The following is a 19,985-nucleotide window of genomic DNA, read 5'->3' on the forward strand; positions in this document are numbered from 1 at the left end:
GTCACCGGCCAGGGGTGCCCGCGCCGGCGTTCCGCGCCGTCCTGGCGTTCTTCTCGGCGGCAGCCTGGGCTTCCCAGCGGCCCTGCAGCTCCTTTTCGGCCGGGGTCGGCAGGAAGCCGGAGGGCGCGAACATCTGCGACGGGAGCGCAGGGTCCTCGTTGGTGCCGAAATCGCGGCTCTTCCAGGACTTCCAGGTCGCAACGACCGAGGAGACGATCACGATGATCGCGAGGGTGACGAAGAGGATCGACAGGAGACCCTGCACCATCGTGTTCCGTACCACGGCCTCCATGGCCGCGACGCTCGGCGCCGTTCCGAACGAGGTCTTCCCCGCCGCGAGGGCGTCGGAGAATGCCTTGTTCTGGGCGAAGTAACCGACCGCGGGGACGGTTGAGAAGATCTTCAGCATCGAGGCGTAGATCGTGATGATCGCGGCGAACGCGAGGGGCACGGCGACGATCCAGATGTACTTGAATTTGCCCTGCTTCGCGACGATCGCCATGCACACCGCGAGTGCGATTGCGGCCAGCAGCTGGTTCGCGATCCCGAAGAGCGGGAACAGGGTGTTGATGCCGCCGAGCGGGTCCGTGACGCCCATGATCAGCACGGCGCCCCAGAGGAGAACCATGATGCCCGTGGTGAGCCAGGCCCCCGTGCGCCAGGAGGTGTTCTTGAACTTCGGGAAGAAGTTGCCGAGGCTGTCCTGGAGCATGAAGCGCGCGACGCGGGTGCCCGCGTCGACGGCGGTGAGGATGAACAGCGCCTCGAACATGATCGCGAAGTGGTACCAGAACGCCATCATGCCCGAGCCTCCTGCGACCTGCTGCATGATGTGCGCGAGCCCGACCGAGAGCGTCGGGGCGCCGCCGGAGCGGGAGACGATCGTGGCCTCTCCGACGTCCTTCGCCGTCTGGGTGAGCATGTCGGGGGTGAGGTTGACCCCGGTGAGCCCGAGGCTGTTCACGAACGCGACAGCGCCTTCGACGGTGCCCCCGGTGAGGGCCGCCGAGGAGTTCATCGCGAAGTAGATGCCGCGGTCGATCGAGACGGCGGCGACGAGGGCCATGATCGCGACGAAGCTCTCCATGAGCATGCCGCCATAACCGATGAAGCGGGTCTGGCGTTCCTTCTCGATGAGCTTCGGGGTCGTGCCGGAGGCGATCAGGGCGTGGAAGCCGGAAAGGGCACCGCAGGCGATCGTGACGAAGAGGAACGGGAAGAGCGACCCGCTCACGACCGGTCCGCCGTTGGCGACGAACTCGCTGAATGCCGGGACCGTGATCTCCGGGCGCACGATGATGATCGCGATCGCGAGCATCCCGATCGTTCCGATCTTCATGAAGGTCGAGAGGTAGTCGCGCGGGGCGAGCAGCAGCCAGACCGGGAGGATCGCTGCGACGAAGCCGTAGATGATGATGCCGATCGCGAGCGGCACCGGGTCGACGTGGAAGAACGATGCTCCCCACGCCGTGTTCGAGATGGCGCCGCCGCCGATGATGGCGGCCAGGAGCAGCACGAACCCGATGATCGACACCTCGCTGACCTTGCCCGGGCGGAAGAAGCGCAGGTAGCAGCCCATGAAGAGCGCGATCGGGATGGTCATGCCGACTGAGAAGACGCCCCAGGGGCTCGCCGCGAGGGCGTTGACAACGACGAGGGCGAGGATCGCGACGATGATGACCATGATCGCCATCGTGGCGATCAGGGCGGCGGTGCCGCCGATCTTGCCGAGCTCGTCGCGGGCCATCTGGCCGAGCGAACGTCCGCCTCGGCGCATCGAGTAGAACAGCACGATGTAGTCCTGCACCGCACCGGCGAGAACGACGCCGACGATGATCCAGATCGTGCCGGGCAGGTAGCCCATCTGCGCGGCGAGCACCGGGCCGACGAGCGGGCCTGCCCCGGCGATCGCGGCGAAGTGGTGGCCGAACAGCACCCGGCGGTCCGTCGCCGCGAAGTCCTTGCCGTCCGCCTTGTACTCTGCGGGGGTCGCCCTGCGGTCATCGGGCTTCAGCAGGTGCTTCTGGATGTAGTTCGAGTAGAAGCGGTAGCCGATCAGGTAGGTGCACACCGCGGCGAAGACGAACCAGATGGCGTTCACGGTCTCGCCGCGGACAACCGCGAGCATGACCCAGCTCAGTCCGCCGAGGAGGGAGATGCCGGCCCAGAGTGCGATCTTGGCCGGGGTCCAGCGTCGCTCCTGGGCGTCGTGCTCGGTCTGGTCGAGTGCGACAGGGAGCAGGGACGGATCGCGATCGAGCGGACCGGCCCCCGTGAAAGCGTCGTGCGGCGTGCGGGGCCTGGTGCCCATGATCTCTCCTTTGAGGGTGGTGCAGATGGTGCTGAGGTGCGGTTCACGACCGTGCCGAATCCAAGCTGAGAAAAAGCTGAATTCGTGATGATTCCTTAGCAAGGCTAACAGCCAGAGGGGCGCACCGGGACGAGCGCCTAAAATGGGTACGCCTGACCGGGATTTTCCGCACGGCACGCCCCACATCCACCCTCGACCATTGGAGCCACCGTGGCCGCACCCTCCCGCCTCGATTCCGTCATCGCCCTCGCCCGCCACCGCGGGTTCGTCTTCCAGGCGGGTGAAATCTACGGCGGATCCCGGTCCGCGTGGGACTACGGGCCCCTCGGCGTCGAGCTCAAGGAGAACATCAAGAAGCAGTGGTGGCGCTTCATGGTCACGAGCCGCGACGACGTCGTCGGGCTCGACTCCTCGGTGATCCTGCCCAGGAAGGTGTGGGAGGCATCCGGTCACGTCGAGGTCTTCAGCGACCCCCTCGTCGAGTGCACGAGCTGTCACAAGCGTTTCCGCGCCGACCACCTCGAGGAGGAGTTCGAGGAGAAGAAGGGGCGCCCCGCAGAGGGCGGCCTCGACGGCATCCCCTGCCCGAACTGCGGCAACCGGCACATCTGGACGGAGCCGCGCGCCTTCTCCGGCCTGCTCAAGACCTATCTCGGTCCCGTCGACGACGAGGCGGGCATGCACTACCTGCGTCCAGAGACCGCGCAGGGCATCTTCGTGAACTTCGCCAACGTGCTCCAGGCTGCCAGGATGAAGCCCCCGTTCGGCATCGGCCAGATCGGCAAGAGCTTCCGCAACGAGATCACACCGGGCAACTTCATCTTCCGCACCCGCGAGTTCGAGCAGATGGAGATGGAATTCTTCGTCGAGCCCGGCACAGATGAGACCTGGCACGAGTACTGGCTCGAGCAGCGCATGAGCTGGTACACCGGCCTCGGCATCGAGCCGGAGAACCTGCGCTTCTTCGAACACCCGGCCGAGAAGCTCTCGCACTACTCCAAGCGCACCGTCGACATCGAGTACCGCTTCGGGTTCAGCGGGAGTGAGTTCGGCGAGCTCGAAGGCGTGGCGAACCGCACGGACTTCGACCTCAAGACGCACGCTGCGGCATCGGGCAAGGATCTCTCGTACTTCGACCAGACCAAGAACGAGCGCTGGGTGCCCTACGTGATCGAGCCGGCGGCCGGGCTCACCCGCTCGCTGATGGCGTTCCTCGTCGACGCGTACCACGAGGAGGAAGTGCCGAACGCGAAGGGCGGCGTCGACAAGCGCACCGTGCTCAAGCTCGACCCGCGCCTCGCGCCGATCAAGGCCGCCGTGCTTCCGCTGTCCCGCAACGAGGCGCTCTCGCCGATGGCGCGCTCCCTCGCTTCCCGCTTGCGCGAGTCGTGGAACGTCGACTTCGACGACGCCGGCGCGATCGGGCGCCGCTACCGCCGCCAGGACGAGATCGGCACCCCGTATTGCATCACGGTCGACTTCGACTCTCTCGAAGACCAGGCCGTCACCGTGCGCGACCGCGACACCATGCAGCAGGAGCGGGTGCCGCTCGACAAGCTCGACGCCTACCTCGCCGAGCGCCTCCGCGGAGCCTGACCCGAGCGCGGGCTTTTCGCCGCTGCGCGTGTGGTCCGCCACCCGCGCAGCGGCGCAGCTCCCGCGCTCGCCGAAGAGACGCCGAGACGCCGCGCGCGAGCGCTCAGGAGGCCCGGTGCGCCGATCCGGGGAACGGATCCAGGGGCGGAGCGGACTCGGCCACGGAGCCGGCGCCGGACTCGACCCGGATGCCGAAGAGGGCGTCGAGGCCGCCGGTGAACGCGGCCTGCTCACCGGCCCTCGCGAGTTCGCGTGAGCGCACCATCGGCGTGTGCAGCAGGACGCTCGCGAGATGCCGCAACGCCCGCTCGGTCTGTTCGGTATCGTCGCCGTGCGCGCGCGCCCGTTCGATCTCTGAATCGAGCAGGTCGAAGACGTGGCTGCGCAACGCGACGACCGCTGGGGTGAGGCTCTGCTCTTCCGCGACCGCAGAGAACTTGCGTGCGGCGCGGTCGACGAGCAGGCGGGCCTCGCTCGTCGCATTGAGCTCTTCGAGCGGGGCGTGGATGCGGATGGTCTCGAGGTCGAGCAGCTCGACTCCCGGGACCTCGGTGACGTCAGGAGCGACGTTGCGCGGCAGGCCGAGGTCGATGATGAGCCGTCGGCCGGCCGGAGCGACCGGCTGTGCTCCGGCGTCGACATCCGCGGTTGCTGCCGCGCCCTCCCGGAGCAGTGCGGCCGTGACGACGTGGTGTTCGACGGTCGTGCAGGTCAGGATCAGGTCGGCACGATCGGCTTCGACGGCGAATCCCGACTCGGTGATCGCGGTGATGCCATGCGAGCCCGCGAACTTGACGGCGCGCCCGGTGGGCGAGTAGACCCGCACGTCGGAGACGCCGAGGTCGCGGAGCGCTGCGAGGGCGGCGCCGGCGTAACGGCCGGTTCCGACGAGCAGCACGCGGGTGCTCGCCCAGTTCACGATGCGGGTCTCGGCGAGCTGCAGGGCGAGGCGCACGAGTGACCGCCCGGCCGCGCCGATTCCGGTGCGGTTCTTGATGCCGCGGGAGGTCTGCGACGCGCGCTGGAACAGCCGCTCGAGTTCGGGGGTGGTCGTGCCGCGCTCGCGGGCCTGCTCGAGGGAGCGGCGCACCTGGCCGGCGATCTCGCCCTCGCCGACGACGACGGATTCCAGGCCGCTCGTCACCGCGAACAGGTGCTCGGCGACGCCGTTGCCGTGCACGAAGTCGAGGGTCTCGCGGAGGACCTCAGCGGTGACGCCGGTGCCGGCGCTGACGCCCGCGATCGCGGCCTGTACGGCCTCGAGGGGGGAGGCGCCGTCGGGTTCGTCGAGGTCGAGGTAGGCCTCGAAGCGGTTGCAGGTTGCGACGATGACCGCTCCGGACAGGCTCGGGTATCGCTCGATGATGCCGCCTGCCGTGCCGGGCGCGCCGACGGACAGCTTCTCGAGTACATCGAAACTCGAGTTCTTGTGGTTCGCGGACAGGCAGATCAGCACTCGGTGAGTCTACTTTGTCCATCTGGGCGTGGATCATCTGCGGAAAGCGCTTGGCTCCTGAAAGTTTGACAGAATTGACACAAATGAACCTCGACGCTCAACACCCCCTCGCCTCCGGACTCACCGCCGATTCCCGCCTCATCCGCGCATACCAGGGCACCCGCCCGGAGGCCACCCCCGTGTGGTTCATGCGCCAGGCCGGGCGTTCCCTTCCCGAGTACCGGTCGCTGCGGGTCGGCACCCGGATGCTCGATGCGTGCCTCGACCCGGAAATGGCCAGTGAGATCACCCTCCAGCCCGTGCTCCGGCACCAGGTGGACGCGGGAATCCTGTTCAGCGACATCGTGATCCCGCTCAAGCTCGTCGGTGTCGACGTCGAGATCGTCGCCGGGATGGGGCCGGTGCTCGGCAAGGCCGTCCGCACCGCCCGCGACGTCGCCGAGCTCGTCTCCCTCGACCCCGCCGTGCTCGAGACCACCCTCGACCCGATCCGGAAGGCCGTCGCCCGAACGGTCGCCCAGCTCGGCGGGACCCCGCTGATCGGGTTCGCCGGGGCGCCGTTCACCCTTGCGGCCTACCTCGTCGAGGGCGGCCCGTCCAAGGACCACATCCACGCGCGCACCCTGATGCACGCCGACCCTGCGGCCTGGGCCTCCCTGATGGACTGGACCGCAGAGGTGACCGGCCGCTTCCTGCGCGCCCAGGTGCTCGCGGGAGCGAGCGCTGCACAGCTCTTCGATTCCTGGGCCGGTGCGCTCTCCCTGGCCGACTACAGCCGGTTCGTCGCCCCGGCGTCGGCTGCTGCGATCGCCCACGTGCGCGATCTCAGCTATGCCGAGACCGCGCCCGGTGCGGACGCACCGATCCGGCGCAACGTCCCCGTCGTGCACTTCGGCGTCGGCACCGGCGAACTTCTCCACGAGATGCACGCCGTCGGCGCGGACGTCGTCGGCGTCGACTACCGGGTGCCGCTCGACGAGGCCAATCGCCGACTCGGCGGGAACGTCCCCCTGCAGGGCAACCTCGACCCCGCGCTCCTCGCCGCGCCGTGGCCCGTCCTCGAGGCGCACGTCCTCGACGTGCTCGAGCGCGGGCGCACCGCTCCTGCCCACGTGCTCAACCTCGGCCACGGCGTCCCGCCGCTGACCGACCCGACCGTGCTCACCCGCCTCGTCGCATTCGTGCACGAGGTCACTGCCGGCGCTCACGGGGAGACCGGAGCACCCGGGGCATCCGCCACCGCACCGAGCGAGCCGGCGTCCACGCCGGCCGCGTCCTGAGCCGGCGAGCGATGAGCGAAGCGCCGCGGGGCGGGCGGATGAGCGGCGTGCGTGACGTCGTCGTCGTCGGCGGAGGGGTGGCCGGCCTCTCGGCTGCCCGCGAGTGCGCCAGGGTCGGGCTGAGCGTCACCGTGCTCGAGGCTGGACGCGACCTCGGCGGCGCGCTCGCGAGCCACGAGGTCGCCGGGCTCACCCTCGACAGCGGGGCGGAGAGCTTCGCGGTGCGCCGCAACGCCGTGGCCGAATTCATCGAAGGACTCGGTCTCGCCGAGCGGGTCGTGCAGCCGAACGCCGCCGGCGCGTGGCTCTGCCTGCCATCCGATCGTCCTGGCGGACCCGCGGTGAGCGTTCCGATGCCCCGGGCTGGCGTCCTCGGCATCCCCGGCTCCCCGCTCGCAGAGGACGTGCGCCGCGTGATCGGCTGGCCGGGAGCCCTGCGGGCCTGGCTCGACCGCCTCATGCCCGTGCTCACGATCGGCAGGGAGCACAGCCTCGGCGAACTCGTCCGCAAGCGGATGGGCCGCCGCGTCCTCGAACGCCTCGTCGAGCCGGTCACCGCGGGCGTCTACACCTCCTCAGCAGACGATCTCGAAGTCGACGTCGTCGCTCCCGGCCTCAACGCCGCCCTCACCGTGACCGGGTCGCTGTCCGGCGCCGTGCTCTCCCTCCGCAGCGCCGCTCCCGCCGGCTCCGCGGTCTCCGGGCTTCGCGGCGGCATGGCCGGCCTCGTGACCGCGCTCCGCGCCGAACTCGACCGCTTCGACGTCGAGGTGTTCACGGAGGCCGCCGTCACCAGCATCCGCCCCGTCACGGCCGGACCCTGGCAGGTCACGATCGCGCCCCGGCCGGAAGCCTCCGAAGAGTCCGGTGCCCCCGAAAGCCCCGAGAGCCCCGATACCCCCGAAGCTACCGCCGCGCCAGGGGGGCGCGAATCCGGCGACCTGCCAGAGACCCTGCCGGAGACCCTGTCGGCGCGGTTCGTCATCCTCGCGACGCCCGGCGCCCAGGCCCTCGCCCTCATCGCGCCGCTCGGACCTCAGCAGAAGGCGCTCGGCGCCCTGCACTGGCCGAAACCGACCCCGATCGAACTCGCCACCCTCGTGCTCGCCGCCCCTGAGCTCGACGCGCATCCGCGCGGCACCGGGGCCCTCGTCGCCGCCGGCGCACCCGGCATCACCGCAAAGGCACTGACCCACGTCACCGCGAAATGGGACTGGGTCGCCGAGACCGCGGGTCCCGGCGTGCACGTGCTCCGGTTGTCCTACGGCCGCGCGGGGCAGAAGAGCCCGAGCGCCCGCCTCACCGACGACGAACTCCTCTCCCTCGCCCTCGCGGATGCCTCCGCCATCCTCGGTACCCCGCTCTCCGCGGACCAGGTGCTCGGCTTCGACCGCACCCGGTGGGGCGACGCCCTCTCGCCGGCGACCGTCGGCGCCCGCGACCGCGTCGACCAGGTGCGTCGGGCCGTCGCGGCCCTCGAAGGGCTCGAGGTCACCGGGGCCTGGCTCTCCGGAACCGGGCTCGCCTCCGTCATCCCCGATGCCCTCGCGACCGCCGGCCGGACCCGTCGCGATGCGCTGGTTCTCTGAGCCGTTCTCCCCAGTAGTCCGGCAGTTTGCCCTCCACCGTTTCCGCAGGCGGGATACTCTGAGACGTACGTGAACGACGAAGAATGGAGTGACAGATGCGGGGAAAGCTTCTTTTTATCACCGGTGGACTCGTCGGTTACGTCCTGGGCTCCCGTGCCGGACGTAAGCGCTACGACCAGATCGTGGCCTCTGCCGAGAGCCTCTGGAACGCCGACCCCGTGCAGCGCCGCGTGACCGAGGTCCGCGACTTCGCCCTCGAGCGGGTCGGCGACGTGCCGGCCGCGCTCATCAACGCCGGCAAGAAGCTCGTCGGAACCCTCACGGACAAGACCGCGAAGGCCACGGATGCCGCGGGCCCAGGCCCCCGGTACGGCACGTCCTGGCCCACGAAACGCCCGGCAGCGTCAGCACCGTCGGCCACCCCGACGGCGACCCCTGACCACGGCACCCCCGACCCGGGCGCGCCCACATCGGAAGCACCCTCACTGTGACCGGATCGCCGGCCGCGACCGGAACCCAGACCGACAGCGCCCGCGCAGGCGGGTTCGGCCCGCGCCCGCGCAAGACCCTGATCACCCTCGTCTCCGAGCTGCCCGGGCAGATCGCCGCGCTCATCCACGCCGAGATCGAGGCCTTCAAGTCCGAGATGGCGGGCAAGGCGAAGAACATCGGCGTCGGCATCGGCCTCTTCGTCGTGGCCGGCGTGTTCGCATTCCTCGCGGTCATCGTCTTCGTCGCGCTCGCCGTGATCGCCCTCGCGCTCGTGCTGCCGCTCTGGCTCGCGACGCTCATCGTCGCGGTCGCCCTGCTCCTCATTGCCGCGATCCTCGTGCTGATCGGCGTCAACCGGGTGAAGGCCGGTACGCGCGCCGACCCGGACGGCCTCGCGGCAAGCATCCGCCGGGACGCAGACGCGATCAAGGGAGTCGGAGACTATGAGCACTGAACAGGACAAAACGACCGGTGCTGCAGCGACTCCGTCGAAGTCCACGCACGCGTTGCGCGCCGAGGCGACAGCCGCGCGCGCCCAGCTCGCGCTGACCCTCGACGCTATCGAGTACAAGCTCAACGTCCCGAAGCGGATGCGTGACCAGGAACGCCTCGCCCGGCGCCGCCTGCACAAGCTCGGCGAGGAGAACCCCACGGCACTGCTCGGGGTCGCCCTCGGCAGCGCCCTCGCGGTCGGAGCCGCGGTCTGGTTCGCGCTCAGGGCCGTCCTCGACGACTGAGGCCGACCGGACGGGCGTGCCCAGCCGGGCGCCAGCTGAGTCTTTTGGCTCTGGTCACAAAAAAGTAGAGACTGTACTCATGACTCAGCCGGCTGCCGGAGAGGCAGTAACCTCTTCCCACCCCGCCCCCGACGCCGACACCCTCACCGGTGACGCAACGGGTGCGGCATCGCCCCAGGGCTTCACCCTTTTCGCGGTGCTTCGCAAGGACCCGACGAACCCGGACGACCTCGACGGCCGCGACGTACCGCACGCGGTCCTCGAGCTCGACGACATCGTCGAACTCGTCGAGGCGGAGGGCGTCACCGTCCGCGGCTTCTACGACGTGTCCGGCCTCCGCGCCGATGCCGACCTGATGATCTGGACCCACGCCCCCGAGGCGGAGACCCTGCAGTGGGCGAACCGGGAGCTGCGCCGCAGCCGGCTCCTCAAGAGCCTGCTGCCGACCTGGAACGCGATGGGCGTGCACCGCGACGCCGAATTCAACAAGAGCCACGTGCCCGGCTTCCTCCGCGGCGTCGAACCGAAGGCCTGGCTGACCGTCTACCCGTTCGTCCGCAGCTACGAGTGGTACCTGCTCCCCGAGGCCGAGCGCAGCGCCATGCTCGCTGACCACGGCCGCAAGGGTGCCGCCTTCCGCGGTGCGATCGCGAACACCGTCTCCGCCTTCGCCCTCGGCGACTACGAATGGCTCCTCCCGATCGAGAGCGACGAGCTCACCGAGCTCGTCGACCTCATGCGCGAGCTCCGCAACACAGAGGCCCGCCGCCACGTGCGCGAAGAGGTCCCGTTCTACACCGGGCGCCGCATCTCCACCGCGGAACTCGTCGAGGTGCTCCAGTAGTGAGTGCGTACGACGCCATCCTCCTGGCCGGCTTCGGAGGACCCGAGGGGCAGGCCGACGTGATCCCCTTCCTCCGCAACGTCACGGGCGGCCGCGGCATCCCGGAGGAACGCCTCGAAGAGGTCGCGACGCACTACCGCCACTTCGGCGGCATCAGCCCGATCAACGCCCAGAACCGCGTGCTCCGCGCCGCACTCGAAGCAGAACTCGACCGCCGCGGCATCGACATCCCCGTGCTCTGGGGCAACCGCAACTGGGACCCCTACCTCCGCGACGTCGTCGCTGAGGCGCACGCCAACGGCCAGGACCGCCTGCTCGCGATCGTCACAAGCGCATACAGTTCTTACTCCGGCTGCCGCCAGTACCGTGAAGACCTCGCGGCCGCGCTCGAGGTCACGGGCCTGACCGGCGTGGTGCACATCGACAAGGTTCGCCAGTTCTTCGACCACCCCGGCTTCGTCACCCCCTTCATCGCCGGCGTGAGCAAGGGCCTCGCGGATGTCGCCGCCCAGATCCCGGGCATCGACCTCGCCACCGAGGTGGAGGTCCTGTTCTCGACGCACTCGATCCCGTCGACGGACGCCGCGAAGAGCGGACCTGCCGAGCGCGGCTTCGGTGAGGGCGGCGCATACGAGGCCCAGCACCTCGCCGTCGCGCACACGGTGATGACTGCTGTCGCCGCAGCGGATGCCGCGGCGAGCGAGACCCCGTGGCAGCTCGTCTTCCAGTCCCGGAGCGGGCCGCCGAGCATGCCATGGCTCGAGCCAGACATCAACGACGCCATCCGGCTGCTCCCGGCCAGGGGCATCCGTGCCGTCGTGATCGTGCCGCTCGGTTTCGTGAGCGACCACATGGAGGTCATGTGGGACCTCGACAACGAGGCGACGGAGACAGCGCACGAGCAGGGACTGTTCTCGGTGCGCGTACCCACGCCCGGGGTCGACCCTGCATACGTGAGCGGGCTGATCGACCTCGTGGTCGAGCGCCTCGAGGACACGCCGGCAGCCGAACGCCCCGCGATGACCCCGCTCGGACCCTGGTACGACGTCTGCCGGCCGGGCTGCTGCGAGAACGTGCGCCTCGGCTTCAAGCCAGCCCTCGCCGGGATCGCGCCGTGAGCACGATCAGGATCGGCACCCGGGGGAGCGCCCTCGCCCTCGCCCAGACCCAGGCGGTCGCCAACCGGATCGCAGCAGCAGCGGGCACCGAGGTCGAGCTCGTCGTGATCACGACCCACGGCGACACCTCGAAGGAACCCCTGTCCGGCCTCGGCGGGACGGGCGTGTTCGCGAGCGCCCTCCGCGAGTCCCTGCTGAACGGCGACTGCGACGCGATCGTGCACTCCTTCAAGGACCTGCCGACCGCGCTGTACCCCGGCCTCGTCGTCGGCGCAACGCCGCGCCGCGCAGACGCCCGCGACGTGCTCTGCGCCCGTGACGGACTGACCCTCGAGACCCTTCCGGAGGGCGCCAGGGTCGGCACCGGTTCCCCGCGCCGGGTCGCCCAGCTTCTGAATGCCCGGCCGGACCTGCACGTCGTCGACATCCGCGGCAACGTGGACACCCGGCTCGGCAGGGTCGCCGCAGGCGACCTCGACGCCGTTGTGCTCGCCGCGGCCGGCCTCAGCAGGCTCGGCCTCCTGAGCGCGGTCGAGGGCGAGTACCTCGAGCTCTCCGACTGGCCGACCGCGCCCGGCCAGGGTTCCCTCGCGATCGAGGTGCGGGAGGGCAGGCTTGATCGCCCGCTCGGAACCGCGCTCGCCGCGATCAACCATGCGACGAGCCAGGCCACCACGACCGCGGAGCGTCTCGTGCTCGCGCGACTCGAGGCCGGCTGCGCGGCCCCGATCGGCGCGATGGCGGCGATCGACGACGGCCTGTTGTTCCTGACTGCCACGGTGTACAGTCCTGATGGTGCCCGAAGTATCGTGAGTTCGCACGCCGCGACGCCCGATTCACATTCCGTCACCCACCTGGTCGAGGCCGCCCAGGACGTCTCCGAGCGTGTGGCCCGTGATCTGATCCAAGGCGGGGCTGCCGATTTTGCCCCCATGAAGGTGACTTCTTAAGAAATGACCTGGCGCTACAAGACCCTCTCCAATCCCACCAAGCCGCTTGCCGGCTGGCGGGTCCTCGTCCCGCGCGGCGGCCCGTGGGGTGACCACGTCGCCGCGGACCTCCGCTCCCGCGGTGCGCAGCCGATCGTGGCCCCGATGATCAACTTCGCCGCGACCGACAACGCCCCCGCGCTCGACGCGGCGCTCGCACGCCTCGCGGACGGTGACTTCGACTGGATGACGATCACGAGCGCGACGACCGTCGATGTGCTCTCCTCGCACCGCGCCGTCGTGGCTCCCGGCACCCGGATCGCCGCCGTCGGCGAGACCACCGCGGCGGCTCTCATCGCCGCCGGCTATCGCGTCGATCTCGTCCCCGCCGAGGACAACTCCGCCCGTGGCCTGCTCGCCGAGTGGGAAGCCGCCACCCAGGGTGTCGTGCCCCTGCGCATCCTCACCCTGCGCTCCGAGATCGCCAAGCCCCTGCTCACCGAGGGTCTGCGCCGGATCGGCCACGAGGTCGAGTCCGTCGTCGCCTATCGCACGATCGGCGTTCCCGTGGACCCGCGGGTCGTTGCGGATGTCGCGGCCGGCAAGGTGCAAGCGCTCCTGGTCACCTCGGGGAGCGTCGCAGAACAGGTGCAGGAGCAGTTCGGACCTGTCCCCGAGACGACCCTCGTCGCCTGCATCGGTCCGCGCACCGCCAAGGACGCCGCGGCCCTCGGACTCCGCGTCGACCTCGTTGCGGAAGCCCCCAGCGCCGAGGCGCTCATCGAGGCCCTCTCGCACTTCGCCGAACTCCGCTAGCGCCTCAACCTTCCCGCCCTCCCGCGAAAGCGGGTGAATCGTCGGTTTGGGCGCGCGTGAACGACGATTCACCCGCTTTCGCGGCGGCTCGAGTGGTGTCTCGTCTGGCGTGGGTAGGGTGGATGGGTGATTACTCCAGTTATTCGGCCTCGACGGATGCGTTCGAGTTCCTCGCTCCGCCGGCTCGCCCGTGAGACCCGCATCCACCCCGCCGAACTCGTGTTGCCGATGTTCGTCCGCGAAGGGCGGGAGTCGGTGGACATCACCTCCATGCCCGGCGTGGTGCAGCACTCGATCGACAGTGCGCGCCGGGCCGCAGCCGAGGCCGCCGCAGCAGGTATCGGCGGCGTGATGCTCTTCGGAGTGCCGGATGTGCGCGACGCCATCGGCTCCGGCGCGACCGACCCGCTCGGGATCCTCAATGTCGCGACCCGGGCCATCGCAGACGAGGTCGGCGACGCGCTCGTCGTGCAGACCGACCTGTGCCTCGACGAATTCACCGACCACGGCCACTGCGGGGTGCTCGCGCTCGACGGCAGTGTCGACAACGACGCGACCCTCGAGCGGTACAACGAGATGGCACTGATCCAGGCGGCCTCCGGTTCCCGGCTGCTCGGGCTCAGCGGCATGATGGACGGCCAGGTCGCCTCCGTTCGCGAGGCCCTCGACGGTTCGGGATTCCAGGACACCGCCGTCCTCGCATATTCGGCGAAGTACGCCTCCGCGTTCTACGGCCCCTTCCGCGAGGCCGTGCAGTCGACGCTCACGGGCGACCGGCGCAGCTACCAGCTCGACCCGGCCAACCGCAGGGAGGGCGTGCGCGAGGCCCTGCTCGACATCGAACAGGGCGCGGACGTCGTGATGGTCAAGCCGGCAGGCAGCTACCTCGATGTGCTCGCAGACGTCGCGGCCGTGAGTGATGTCCCGGTCTGGGCATACCAGGTGTCCGGTGAGTACGCGATGATCGAGGCGGCCGCCGCCCAGGGCTGGATCGACCGCCGCCGTTCGATCGAGGAATCGGTGCTCAGCATCCGCCGGGCAGGCGCAGACGCCGTGCTCACATACTGGGCCGTCGAACTCGCCGCCTGGCTTACCGAAGGAAACCGCCCGTGATGACCCGCAACGACGAGCTGTTCGCCCGCGCCCAGCGCGCCATCCCCGGCGGCGTGAACTCGCCGGTCCGGGCCTTCCGCTCGGTCGGCGGCACCCCGCTGTTCCTCGTGAAGGCCTCAGGAGCCTACGTCACCGACTCAGACGGCCGCGACTACGTCGACCTCGTCAGCTCCTGGGGGCCCGCGATCCTCGGCCACGCGCACCCCGAGGTCGTCCACGCGGTCCAGGCCGCTGCAGCACTCGGCTTGTCGTTCGGTGCGTCCACTCCGGGCGAGACCGAACTCGCCGAGCTGATCGAGGGCCGCGTCTCGGCCGTCGACAAGCTTCGCCTCGTCTCGACGGGCACGGAGGCGACGATGACCGCCATTCGCCTCGCCCGCGGCTTCACCGGTCGCGAGCTCCTGATCAAGTTCGCCGGCCACTACCACGGCCACTCCGACGGACTCCTGGCCCAGGCCGGCTCCGGGCTCGCGACCCTCGCCCTGCCCGGTTCCGCCGGTGTGACCGCTGCGACTGCGGCGCAGACCCTCGTGCTCCCGTACAACGACCTCGAGGCCGTGCGCGCCGCGTTCGAAGCCCACCCGGGGAGGATCGCCGCCGTCATCACCGAGGCCGCCGCCGCGAACATGGGCGTGGTCGCGCCAGACCCCGGCTTCAACGCAGCCCTGACCGAGCTCGCGCACTACTACGGTGCGCTGCTCATCATCGACGAGGTGCTCACCGGCTTCCGGGTCGGGCCGGCCGGGTACTGGGGCCTCGACAACGCGGGAGAGACCCCCGCGAAGCCGTACAGCCCCGACCTCTTCACGTTCGGCAAGGTCATCGGTGGCGGCCTGCCCGTCGCGGCCCTCGGCGGACGTGCCGACGTCATGGACTACCTCGCCCCCGCAGGCCCGGTCTACCAGGCCGGAACCCTGTCCGGGAACCCGGTCGCCGTCGCAGCGGGCATCGCGACCCTGCGCGCCCTCGACGACACCGTCTATCCGCGGCTCGATGCGACGGCGCTGCTGCTCTCGAACGCGGTCTCCGCCGCCTTCTCAGCAGAGGGTGTCGCGCACAGCGTGCAGCGGGCGGGCAACCTGTTCAGCTTCGCGTTCGGGGCGGATGCCGCAGCGCACCCCCCACGGGACTACGCCGCCGTGCAGCGCCAGGAGGCCTTCCGGTACGGCCCGTTCTTCCACGCGATGCTCGACGCCGGGGTGTCACTGCCGCCGTCGGTGTTCGAGGCCTGGTTCGTCTCTGCGGCCCACGACGAGCAGGCGATCGAGTGGATTCTCGACGCGTTGCCCGCGGCGGCGAAGGCGGCAGCGGCGGCCGTCGTGCCCGACTGACGGAGCGCACAGTTCCGCGTTACTGCATTGTGAGGTTTCGACAGCGGGAATACCGGCCGAACGGGGCAGACTAGGCCTATGGCTTCCTTGCGCGTTCATCCCGATCGGCTCGAGGTACACCTGACGAAGGCCGAGAAGACGCTCGCCTTCCGCCGCGAGGACATCGTCGTCGCACGGGACAACATCCGCTCGGTGACGATCACGGACGACCCGTGGATCTGGATCCGCGGGATCCGCGCCCCCGGCCTCGAGGTTCCACTCGTGCTCGCGGTCGGCACCTGGAAGTTCCACGGGGGCAAGGACTTCCTCGCGATCAAGCGCCGCCGCCAGGCCGTCGTGATCGACCTCATCGACGAGGACTTCTCGCGCGTGATCCTCACCACCAACCACGCTCCAGACCTGATCGCCTCGCTCAAGCTGTAGCCGGTCGCCGGTCGCGGGTCGCGTGCTACGGGCGCACTCCGCTCGTGGTGACGATCTTCGTCCAGGGCCCCGGCGGGACGTCGGCCGCCTCGACGAACTGCCAGTCGACCGTGTCGTTCTCCCCGTTGATGTCGCTGAATCGCAGGCAGCCGTTCAGGGCCGGGGAGACGTCCATGCCCGCTCCGTTGAACTTCTTGTTGGCCGGCCGGGCATCGTCCGCACCGAACACGTATGCGGCATCGTGGTACTGGCCGGGCCCGGCGTCCTCGATCTGGCCGTAACAGGTCTGGCCGTTCGAGCGGATGCGGACCCACCTGTTCTTCATCAGGCTCACGGTGTCATCGCCCGCCGAGCCCGCGTACGCAGACTGGCCGGCCCACGGCACGACCTTCTCGCGGGTCGCGAACGCCTGGGCGTCGTTGAGGTCGTCGAACGGGAGATCGAGGTAGAACGGGTTCTCCTTCGGAGCCAGCTGGGTCGGGAAGTAGTCGTTGGCCGCCGTCCGCACCTCGGTCTGGCAGTCGTCCGCCGTGCGGACGCCGTCGCAACCGCCATAGCTCGCCATCCACCCCGAGTCATACGTCGAATAGACCTGGCTGCCGTCCGCGGCGTTCGGGTCGAAGATCTCGCCGACCCAGAACGTCGTCGAGACGATCCCGGTGTGCCAGGGGTACGCCCCGACCGTGGGAGCCGTCGGGGCCGCGCTCGCGGACGGCGCGGGGGTCACGGATGGTGCGGGGCTCCCGCTGGGTGTCGGAGTGCCGGGGGACCGGCTGGCCGAGGGGGGAGCTGTGCTCTGGCCGGGTCGCGGAGCGGTCGACACCACGATCGTCAGCACGGCCAGAACCGTCAGGCCGATCGCGAGGAGACTGATCAGGAGTGCGCGCCGGCGAGGGGTCCCGCCCGCTGGCTCATCGTCTTCCGGCATTCGCCCTCCTCCAGCACACAGAACGTCCACATCGGGTCGGCAGCCGATGGCGTTGAGATGCTACCCGGCCTCTCGCGCGCTCACGGGTCATCTTCACCACCTTCCCAGCGGACCGTCGGCCGGCTCGCACCGGCCGCCGGCCGCCACCGCCCCGCTCAGTCGACGGTGACCGACTTGGCGAGGTTGCGGGGCTTGTCCGCGTCGAAGCCGAGCTCGACGGCGAGGCCGAGAGCGAGCATCTGCAGTGGAACGACGGCCGCGAGCGGCCCGCACGGTGCTCCGAGCGACAACGGGACTTCGACGCTGCTGCCCGGCCGGCCGATCGTGATGATGCGCCCGCCGCGCGCGCGCACCTCGGCGATATTCCCGGCCAGCCGGGGATCGTCGTCGTCGATCACGACGACAGGGGTGCCCTCCTCGACGAGCGCGAGCGGACCGTGCTTGAGTTCGCCGGCCGGGTAGGCCTCCGCCCAGCGGTACGTGATCTCCTTGAGCTTGAGTGCGCCCTCCGCGGCGTATGCGACGCCGGCGCCCCGCCCGAGGAACAGGAACCCCTTGGCGCCCCGCACCTCCTCGACGAGGGGAGGAAGCAGCGCCCGCGCGGCGGCTGCGGCCTCCGCGAGTTGTTCCGGAATCAGGTACAGGTCGTTGACGAGCCGGTGGGCCCTGGCCACATCCATCCTGCCGCTCGCGACGAGCGACGAGATCACGAGCCCGGTGCCGACGATGACCTGGCAGACGAACGTCTTCGTCGCGGCGACACCGATTTCCGGCCCGGCCGCGCAGCTCACGACGGCGTCGACCTTGCGACCGAGCGTCGAGTGCACGTTGTTGACGAGGGCAAGCACCGGGGAACCCTCCGGTCCCTCCTCGAGGGCCCGGAGCACGTCCGCGGTTTCGCCAGACTGGCTGATCATCACCGTGAGCGTTCCCGGTTCGACGACGGAGCCCGCCGCTTCGCTCGCGACGACGGAGGAGTGCCCGAGCCCGCCGAGCCGGCTGAGAGCGGAACCGATGACCTCTCCTGCGTTGAGGGAGGTCCCGCACGCGACCACACGCATCCGGTCGAACCGGGGCAGGCCGAGGTCGTTCCAGAGCTCGCCGGTCGCGATCCGGCCGCCGACCTCGTCGAGAAGGCGGGCCGCGGCCTCCGGCTGCTCCCGGATCTCGGCGGCCATATGGTCGTCGGCCTCGACGGTCAGCGAGAACTGCGGCCGCGGCGGCCGCGGGATGGCCGGGGGAACGGCGGCCGGGATCCCGGAGTTGGTCCAGACCAGGTCGTTCGTGACCTCGACGACGTCGCCGTCCGCGAGGATGTGGAATTCGTCGACCCAGTCGCCGATCGCAGAGATGTCGCTCGCGAGGAAGATCCCCGCCGCGGAACGGGCAGCGAGCAACGGCGAGCGGTGTGCGGCGGCGACCATGCGCCCTGTCCGTGCGTCGAGGACGACGAGGGCCCACGAGCCGGTCAGCTGGGCGACCGCGGCGCTCACCGCACCGAGCAGGTCGTCGGAGTCGAGCAGGCGGTCCTCGACGAGGTGGCAGATGACCTCACTGTCGACCTCGGAGGAGAACCGGTGCCCGGCATGCACGAGCTCGGCGCGCAGCCGGTCCGCGTTGTCGAGGATGCCGTTGTGCACGACGCTCAGGCGGCCCTCGCAGTCCTGGTGAGGATGCGCGTTCTGAACGCTCACGCCGCCGTGGGTGGCCCAGCGGGTGTGGCCGATGCCGGTGCCTGCGAGCAGGGGGCCGCCCCACTCCTCGACAAGCCCGGTGAGGGAGTCGACGCGCGAGATCGTGCGGAACACGGCCGTCGTGCCGTCTTCCGCGGACACGGCGATGCCCGCAGAGTCGTAGCCGCGGTACTCGAGGCGTTTGAGTCCCGCGACGAGATAGCCGGGCGCAGGTTCGATGGCGCGACAGGCGATGATCCCGCACATCAGAGCAGCCCGGGGATCTGGCTGCCGGCGGCGACGAGGCCGGGGGCGTGCGGATGCAGCGGCGAACCCGCGAGGGCCATGGCCTCGTTGGCGTTTCCGCCGCCCGCCGCGGCACCGGCCACGTTCCGGATCACGTCGTCGAGCGGGGTACTCGGTTCGAAGTCGACGAGCTTCCGCGCGAGGCCGTTGTTGGGGACCCGGCGACGCATGTCCTCGTAGCCGGGGGCGTACGCCTGCTCGTAGGGAATCAGGCTGATGTCGCTCGTCGAGCCGAGGACGTCGATCACGCGCTCGGCGAGGCCGAGGATCGAGATCTCCTGGGCGCCGCCCATGTTGACGGCCAGGCCGTACGCGGCCGGAGTCTCTGCGAGCCGGACGAGGGCGGGCACGATGTCGCCGACGTAGGAGAAGCAGCGGGTCTGTCGTCCGTCGCCGAAGACCGTGAGTGGTTCCCCTCGCTGCGCCTGGCCGACGAGGTTGGGAAAGACCATGCCGTAACGCCCGGTCTGCCGCGGCCCGACCGTATTGAACAGGCGCACGATGGCAACCGAGAGTCCGAACTCACTCCAGTAGGCGTGCGCGAACGCCTCATCGATCCCCTTCGCGGCGGCGTACGTCCACCGGGACTTGAGGGCGGAGCCGAGAATGCGGTCGGACTCCTCGTCGAGGCTGTCAGCGGTGTTCTTCCCGTAGACCTCGCTGGTCGACGCGAGCAACAGGGTCGCCCCCGCGGCGACGCACGCGTCGAGGACGTTCTCGGTGCCGTGGATGTTGGTGCGCAGGCTCGTCAGGGGCTCCTCGACGATGAGCTTGACGCCGACGGCCGCGGCGAGGTGGAAGACCCGGTCACGCCCGGAGATGAGGTCGGTGACGAGTGCCCTGTCGAGGATGCTGCCCTGGACGAACCGCAACCGGGGGTTGTCACTGACCCTGGCGAGGTTGCGGAGCGAACCCGTCGAGAGGTTGTCGAGCACGATGACGTCGTCACCCTGCTCCAGCAGGTATTCGGTGAGGTGGCTGCCGATGAAGCCGGCGCCGCCGGTGATCAATGATTTCACGGTGGTTCTCCGATCGAAGGGGTG

At 69.9% G+C, this 19,985-nt stretch carries 18 protein-coding genes; 13 read left to right on the forward strand and 5 right to left on the reverse strand.

Annotated elements, in window-relative coordinates; genetic code table 11:
• Position 1: 1 nt before the first annotated feature.
• Entirely contained in the window at positions 2-2,311 is a 2,310-nt protein-coding gene (locus E3O46_RS16320; protein WP_134449210.1) for a carbon starvation CstA family protein, read from the reverse strand.
• Between the two features lie 210 nt (positions 2,312-2,521).
• On the opposite strand from E3O46_RS16320, the gene E3O46_RS16325 reads away from it, so the two are divergent.
• Positions 2,522-3,907, forward strand: a complete 1,386-nt coding sequence (locus E3O46_RS16325; RefSeq protein ID WP_134449209.1) for a glycine--tRNA ligase — start codon at positions 2,522-2,524, stop codon at positions 3,905-3,907.
• 103 nt (positions 3,908-4,010) lie between these two features.
• On the opposite strand, the gene E3O46_RS16330 is transcribed toward E3O46_RS16325, so the two are convergent.
• Positions 4,011-5,363 (reverse strand): glutamyl-tRNA reductase, encoded by a 1,353-nt coding sequence (locus tag E3O46_RS16330; protein ID WP_134560693.1) that lies wholly within the window; start codon positions 5,361-5,363, stop codon positions 4,011-4,013.
• A gap of 83 nt (positions 5,364-5,446) precedes the next feature.
• Between E3O46_RS16330 and hemE the strand changes: the two genes are divergently transcribed.
• From hemE to E3O46_RS16390, 12 genes are all read left to right on the forward strand, one after another.
• Positions 5,447-6,643 carry a uroporphyrinogen decarboxylase gene (gene hemE / locus E3O46_RS16335; protein ID WP_134560692.1) on the forward strand — a complete coding sequence of 399 codons (1,197 nt, stop codon included), beginning with the start codon at positions 5,447-5,449 and terminating at the stop codon, positions 6,641-6,643.
• A gap of 11 nt (positions 6,644-6,654) precedes the next feature.
• Entirely contained in the window at positions 6,655-8,232 is a 1,578-nt protein-coding gene (locus E3O46_RS16340; protein WP_241987447.1) for a protoporphyrinogen/coproporphyrinogen oxidase, read from the forward strand.
• Positions 8,233-8,327: 95 nt separating this feature from the next.
• The gene (locus tag E3O46_RS16345; protein ID WP_134449205.1) at positions 8,328-8,723 is read left to right on the forward strand and encodes a YtxH domain-containing protein; all 396 of its coding nucleotides are present in this window, start codon (positions 8,328-8,330) and stop codon (positions 8,721-8,723) included.
• The gene (locus E3O46_RS16350) at positions 8,720-9,178 is read left to right on the forward strand and encodes a phage holin family protein (protein WP_166787372.1); all 459 of its coding nucleotides are present in this window, start codon (positions 8,720-8,722) and stop codon (positions 9,176-9,178) included. Before E3O46_RS16345 ends, E3O46_RS16350 begins: the two co-directional genes overlap by 4 nt.
• Positions 9,168-9,461, forward strand: coding sequence for a DUF3618 domain-containing protein (locus E3O46_RS16355; RefSeq protein ID WP_134449203.1), 294 nt, complete (start codon positions 9,168-9,170; stop codon positions 9,459-9,461). The genes E3O46_RS16350 and E3O46_RS16355 overlap by 11 nt, the downstream gene beginning before the upstream one ends.
• A 79-nt stretch (positions 9,462-9,540) precedes the next feature.
• Positions 9,541-10,305 carry a hydrogen peroxide-dependent heme synthase gene (gene hemQ, locus E3O46_RS16360; RefSeq protein ID WP_134449202.1) on the forward strand — a complete coding sequence of 255 codons (765 nt, stop codon included), beginning with the start codon at positions 9,541-9,543 and terminating at the stop codon, positions 10,303-10,305.
• On the forward strand, positions 10,305-11,423 hold the full coding sequence (locus tag E3O46_RS16365; RefSeq protein ID WP_134449201.1) for a ferrochelatase: 1,119 nt from the start codon (positions 10,305-10,307) through the stop codon (positions 11,421-11,423). The genes hemQ and E3O46_RS16365 overlap by 1 nt, the downstream gene beginning before the upstream one ends.
• On the forward strand, positions 11,420-12,373 hold the full coding sequence (gene hemC, locus E3O46_RS16370; RefSeq protein WP_134562094.1) for a hydroxymethylbilane synthase: 954 nt from the start codon (positions 11,420-11,422) through the stop codon (positions 12,371-12,373). Before E3O46_RS16365 ends, hemC begins: the two co-directional genes overlap by 4 nt.
• A gap of 3 nt (positions 12,374-12,376) precedes the next feature.
• Positions 12,377-13,168 carry a uroporphyrinogen-III synthase gene (locus tag E3O46_RS16375; RefSeq protein ID WP_134449199.1) on the forward strand — a complete coding sequence of 264 codons (792 nt, stop codon included), beginning with the start codon at positions 12,377-12,379 and terminating at the stop codon, positions 13,166-13,168.
• Positions 13,169-13,297: 129 nt separating this feature from the next.
• Positions 13,298-14,281, forward strand: a complete 984-nt coding sequence (gene hemB, locus E3O46_RS16380) for a porphobilinogen synthase (protein ID WP_416347623.1) — start codon at positions 13,298-13,300, stop codon at positions 14,279-14,281.
• Positions 14,281-15,612: a glutamate-1-semialdehyde 2,1-aminomutase gene (hemL, locus tag E3O46_RS16385; RefSeq protein WP_134562148.1), complete on the forward strand. Its 1,332-nt coding sequence runs from the start codon at positions 14,281-14,283 to the stop codon at positions 15,610-15,612. The genes hemB and hemL overlap by 1 nt, the downstream gene beginning before the upstream one ends.
• A gap of 78 nt (positions 15,613-15,690) precedes the next feature.
• Positions 15,691-16,035: a hypothetical protein gene (locus tag E3O46_RS16390; protein ID WP_134449197.1), complete on the forward strand. Its 345-nt coding sequence runs from the start codon at positions 15,691-15,693 to the stop codon at positions 16,033-16,035.
• Positions 16,036-16,060: 25 nt separating this feature from the next.
• On the opposite strand, the gene E3O46_RS16395 is transcribed toward E3O46_RS16390, so the two are convergent.
• The 3 genes from E3O46_RS16395 to E3O46_RS16405 form a co-directional block, all read right to left on the reverse strand.
• On the reverse strand, positions 16,061-16,963 hold the full coding sequence (locus E3O46_RS16395; RefSeq protein ID WP_174775140.1) for a hypothetical protein: 903 nt from the start codon (positions 16,961-16,963) through the stop codon (positions 16,061-16,063).
• A gap of 155 nt (positions 16,964-17,118) precedes the next feature.
• The gene (gene glmS / locus E3O46_RS16400; RefSeq protein ID WP_134449196.1) at positions 17,119-18,903 is read right to left on the reverse strand and encodes a glutamine--fructose-6-phosphate transaminase (isomerizing); all 1,785 of its coding nucleotides are present in this window, start codon (positions 18,901-18,903) and stop codon (positions 17,119-17,121) included.
• Positions 18,903-19,961: an NAD-dependent epimerase/dehydratase family protein gene (locus E3O46_RS16405; protein WP_134562096.1), complete on the reverse strand. Its 1,059-nt coding sequence runs from the start codon at positions 19,959-19,961 to the stop codon at positions 18,903-18,905. Before E3O46_RS16405 ends, glmS begins: the two co-directional genes overlap by 1 nt.
• Positions 19,962-19,985: the final 24 nt, after the last annotated feature.

It is taken from the genome of Cryobacterium glucosi (genome assembly GCF_004402235.1).
GTDB classification, from domain to species: domain Bacteria; phylum Actinomycetota; class Actinomycetes; order Actinomycetales; family Microbacteriaceae; genus Cryobacterium; species Cryobacterium glucosi.

What these genes read in the sequence shown, in the direction of transcription:
- hemQ (WP_134449202.1), top strand. Translation starts at nt 9,541, where the DNA reads ATGACTCAGCCGGCTGCCGGAGAGGCAGTAACCTCTTCCCACCCCGCC.
- E3O46_RS16355 (WP_134449203.1), top strand. Translation starts at nt 9,168, where the DNA reads ATGAGCACTGAACAGGACAAAACGACCGGTGCTGCAGCGACTCCGTCG.
- E3O46_RS16375 (WP_134449199.1), top strand. Translation starts at nt 12,377, where the DNA reads ATGACCTGGCGCTACAAGACCCTCTCCAATCCCACCAAGCCGCTTGCC.
- glmS (WP_134449196.1), bottom strand. Translation starts at nt 18,903, where the DNA reads ATGTGCGGGATCATCGCCTGTCGCGCCATCGAACCTGCGCCCGGCTAT.
- E3O46_RS16320 (WP_134449210.1), bottom strand. Translation starts at nt 2,311, where the DNA reads ATGGGCACCAGGCCCCGCACGCCGCACGACGCTTTCACGGGGGCCGGT.
- hemL (WP_134562148.1), top strand. Translation starts at nt 14,281, where the DNA reads ATGACCCGCAACGACGAGCTGTTCGCCCGCGCCCAGCGCGCCATCCCC.
- E3O46_RS16390 (WP_134449197.1), top strand. Translation starts at nt 15,691, where the DNA reads ATGGCTTCCTTGCGCGTTCATCCCGATCGGCTCGAGGTACACCTGACG.
- hemE (WP_134560692.1), top strand. Translation starts at nt 5,447, where the DNA reads ATGAACCTCGACGCTCAACACCCCCTCGCCTCCGGACTCACCGCCGAT.
- E3O46_RS16395 (WP_174775140.1), bottom strand. Translation starts at nt 16,963, where the DNA reads ATGCCGGAAGACGATGAGCCAGCGGGCGGGACCCCTCGCCGGCGCGCA.
- E3O46_RS16345 (WP_134449205.1), top strand. Translation starts at nt 8,328, where the DNA reads ATGCGGGGAAAGCTTCTTTTTATCACCGGTGGACTCGTCGGTTACGTC.
- E3O46_RS16340 (WP_241987447.1), top strand. Translation starts at nt 6,655, where the DNA reads ATGAGCGAAGCGCCGCGGGGCGGGCGGATGAGCGGCGTGCGTGACGTC.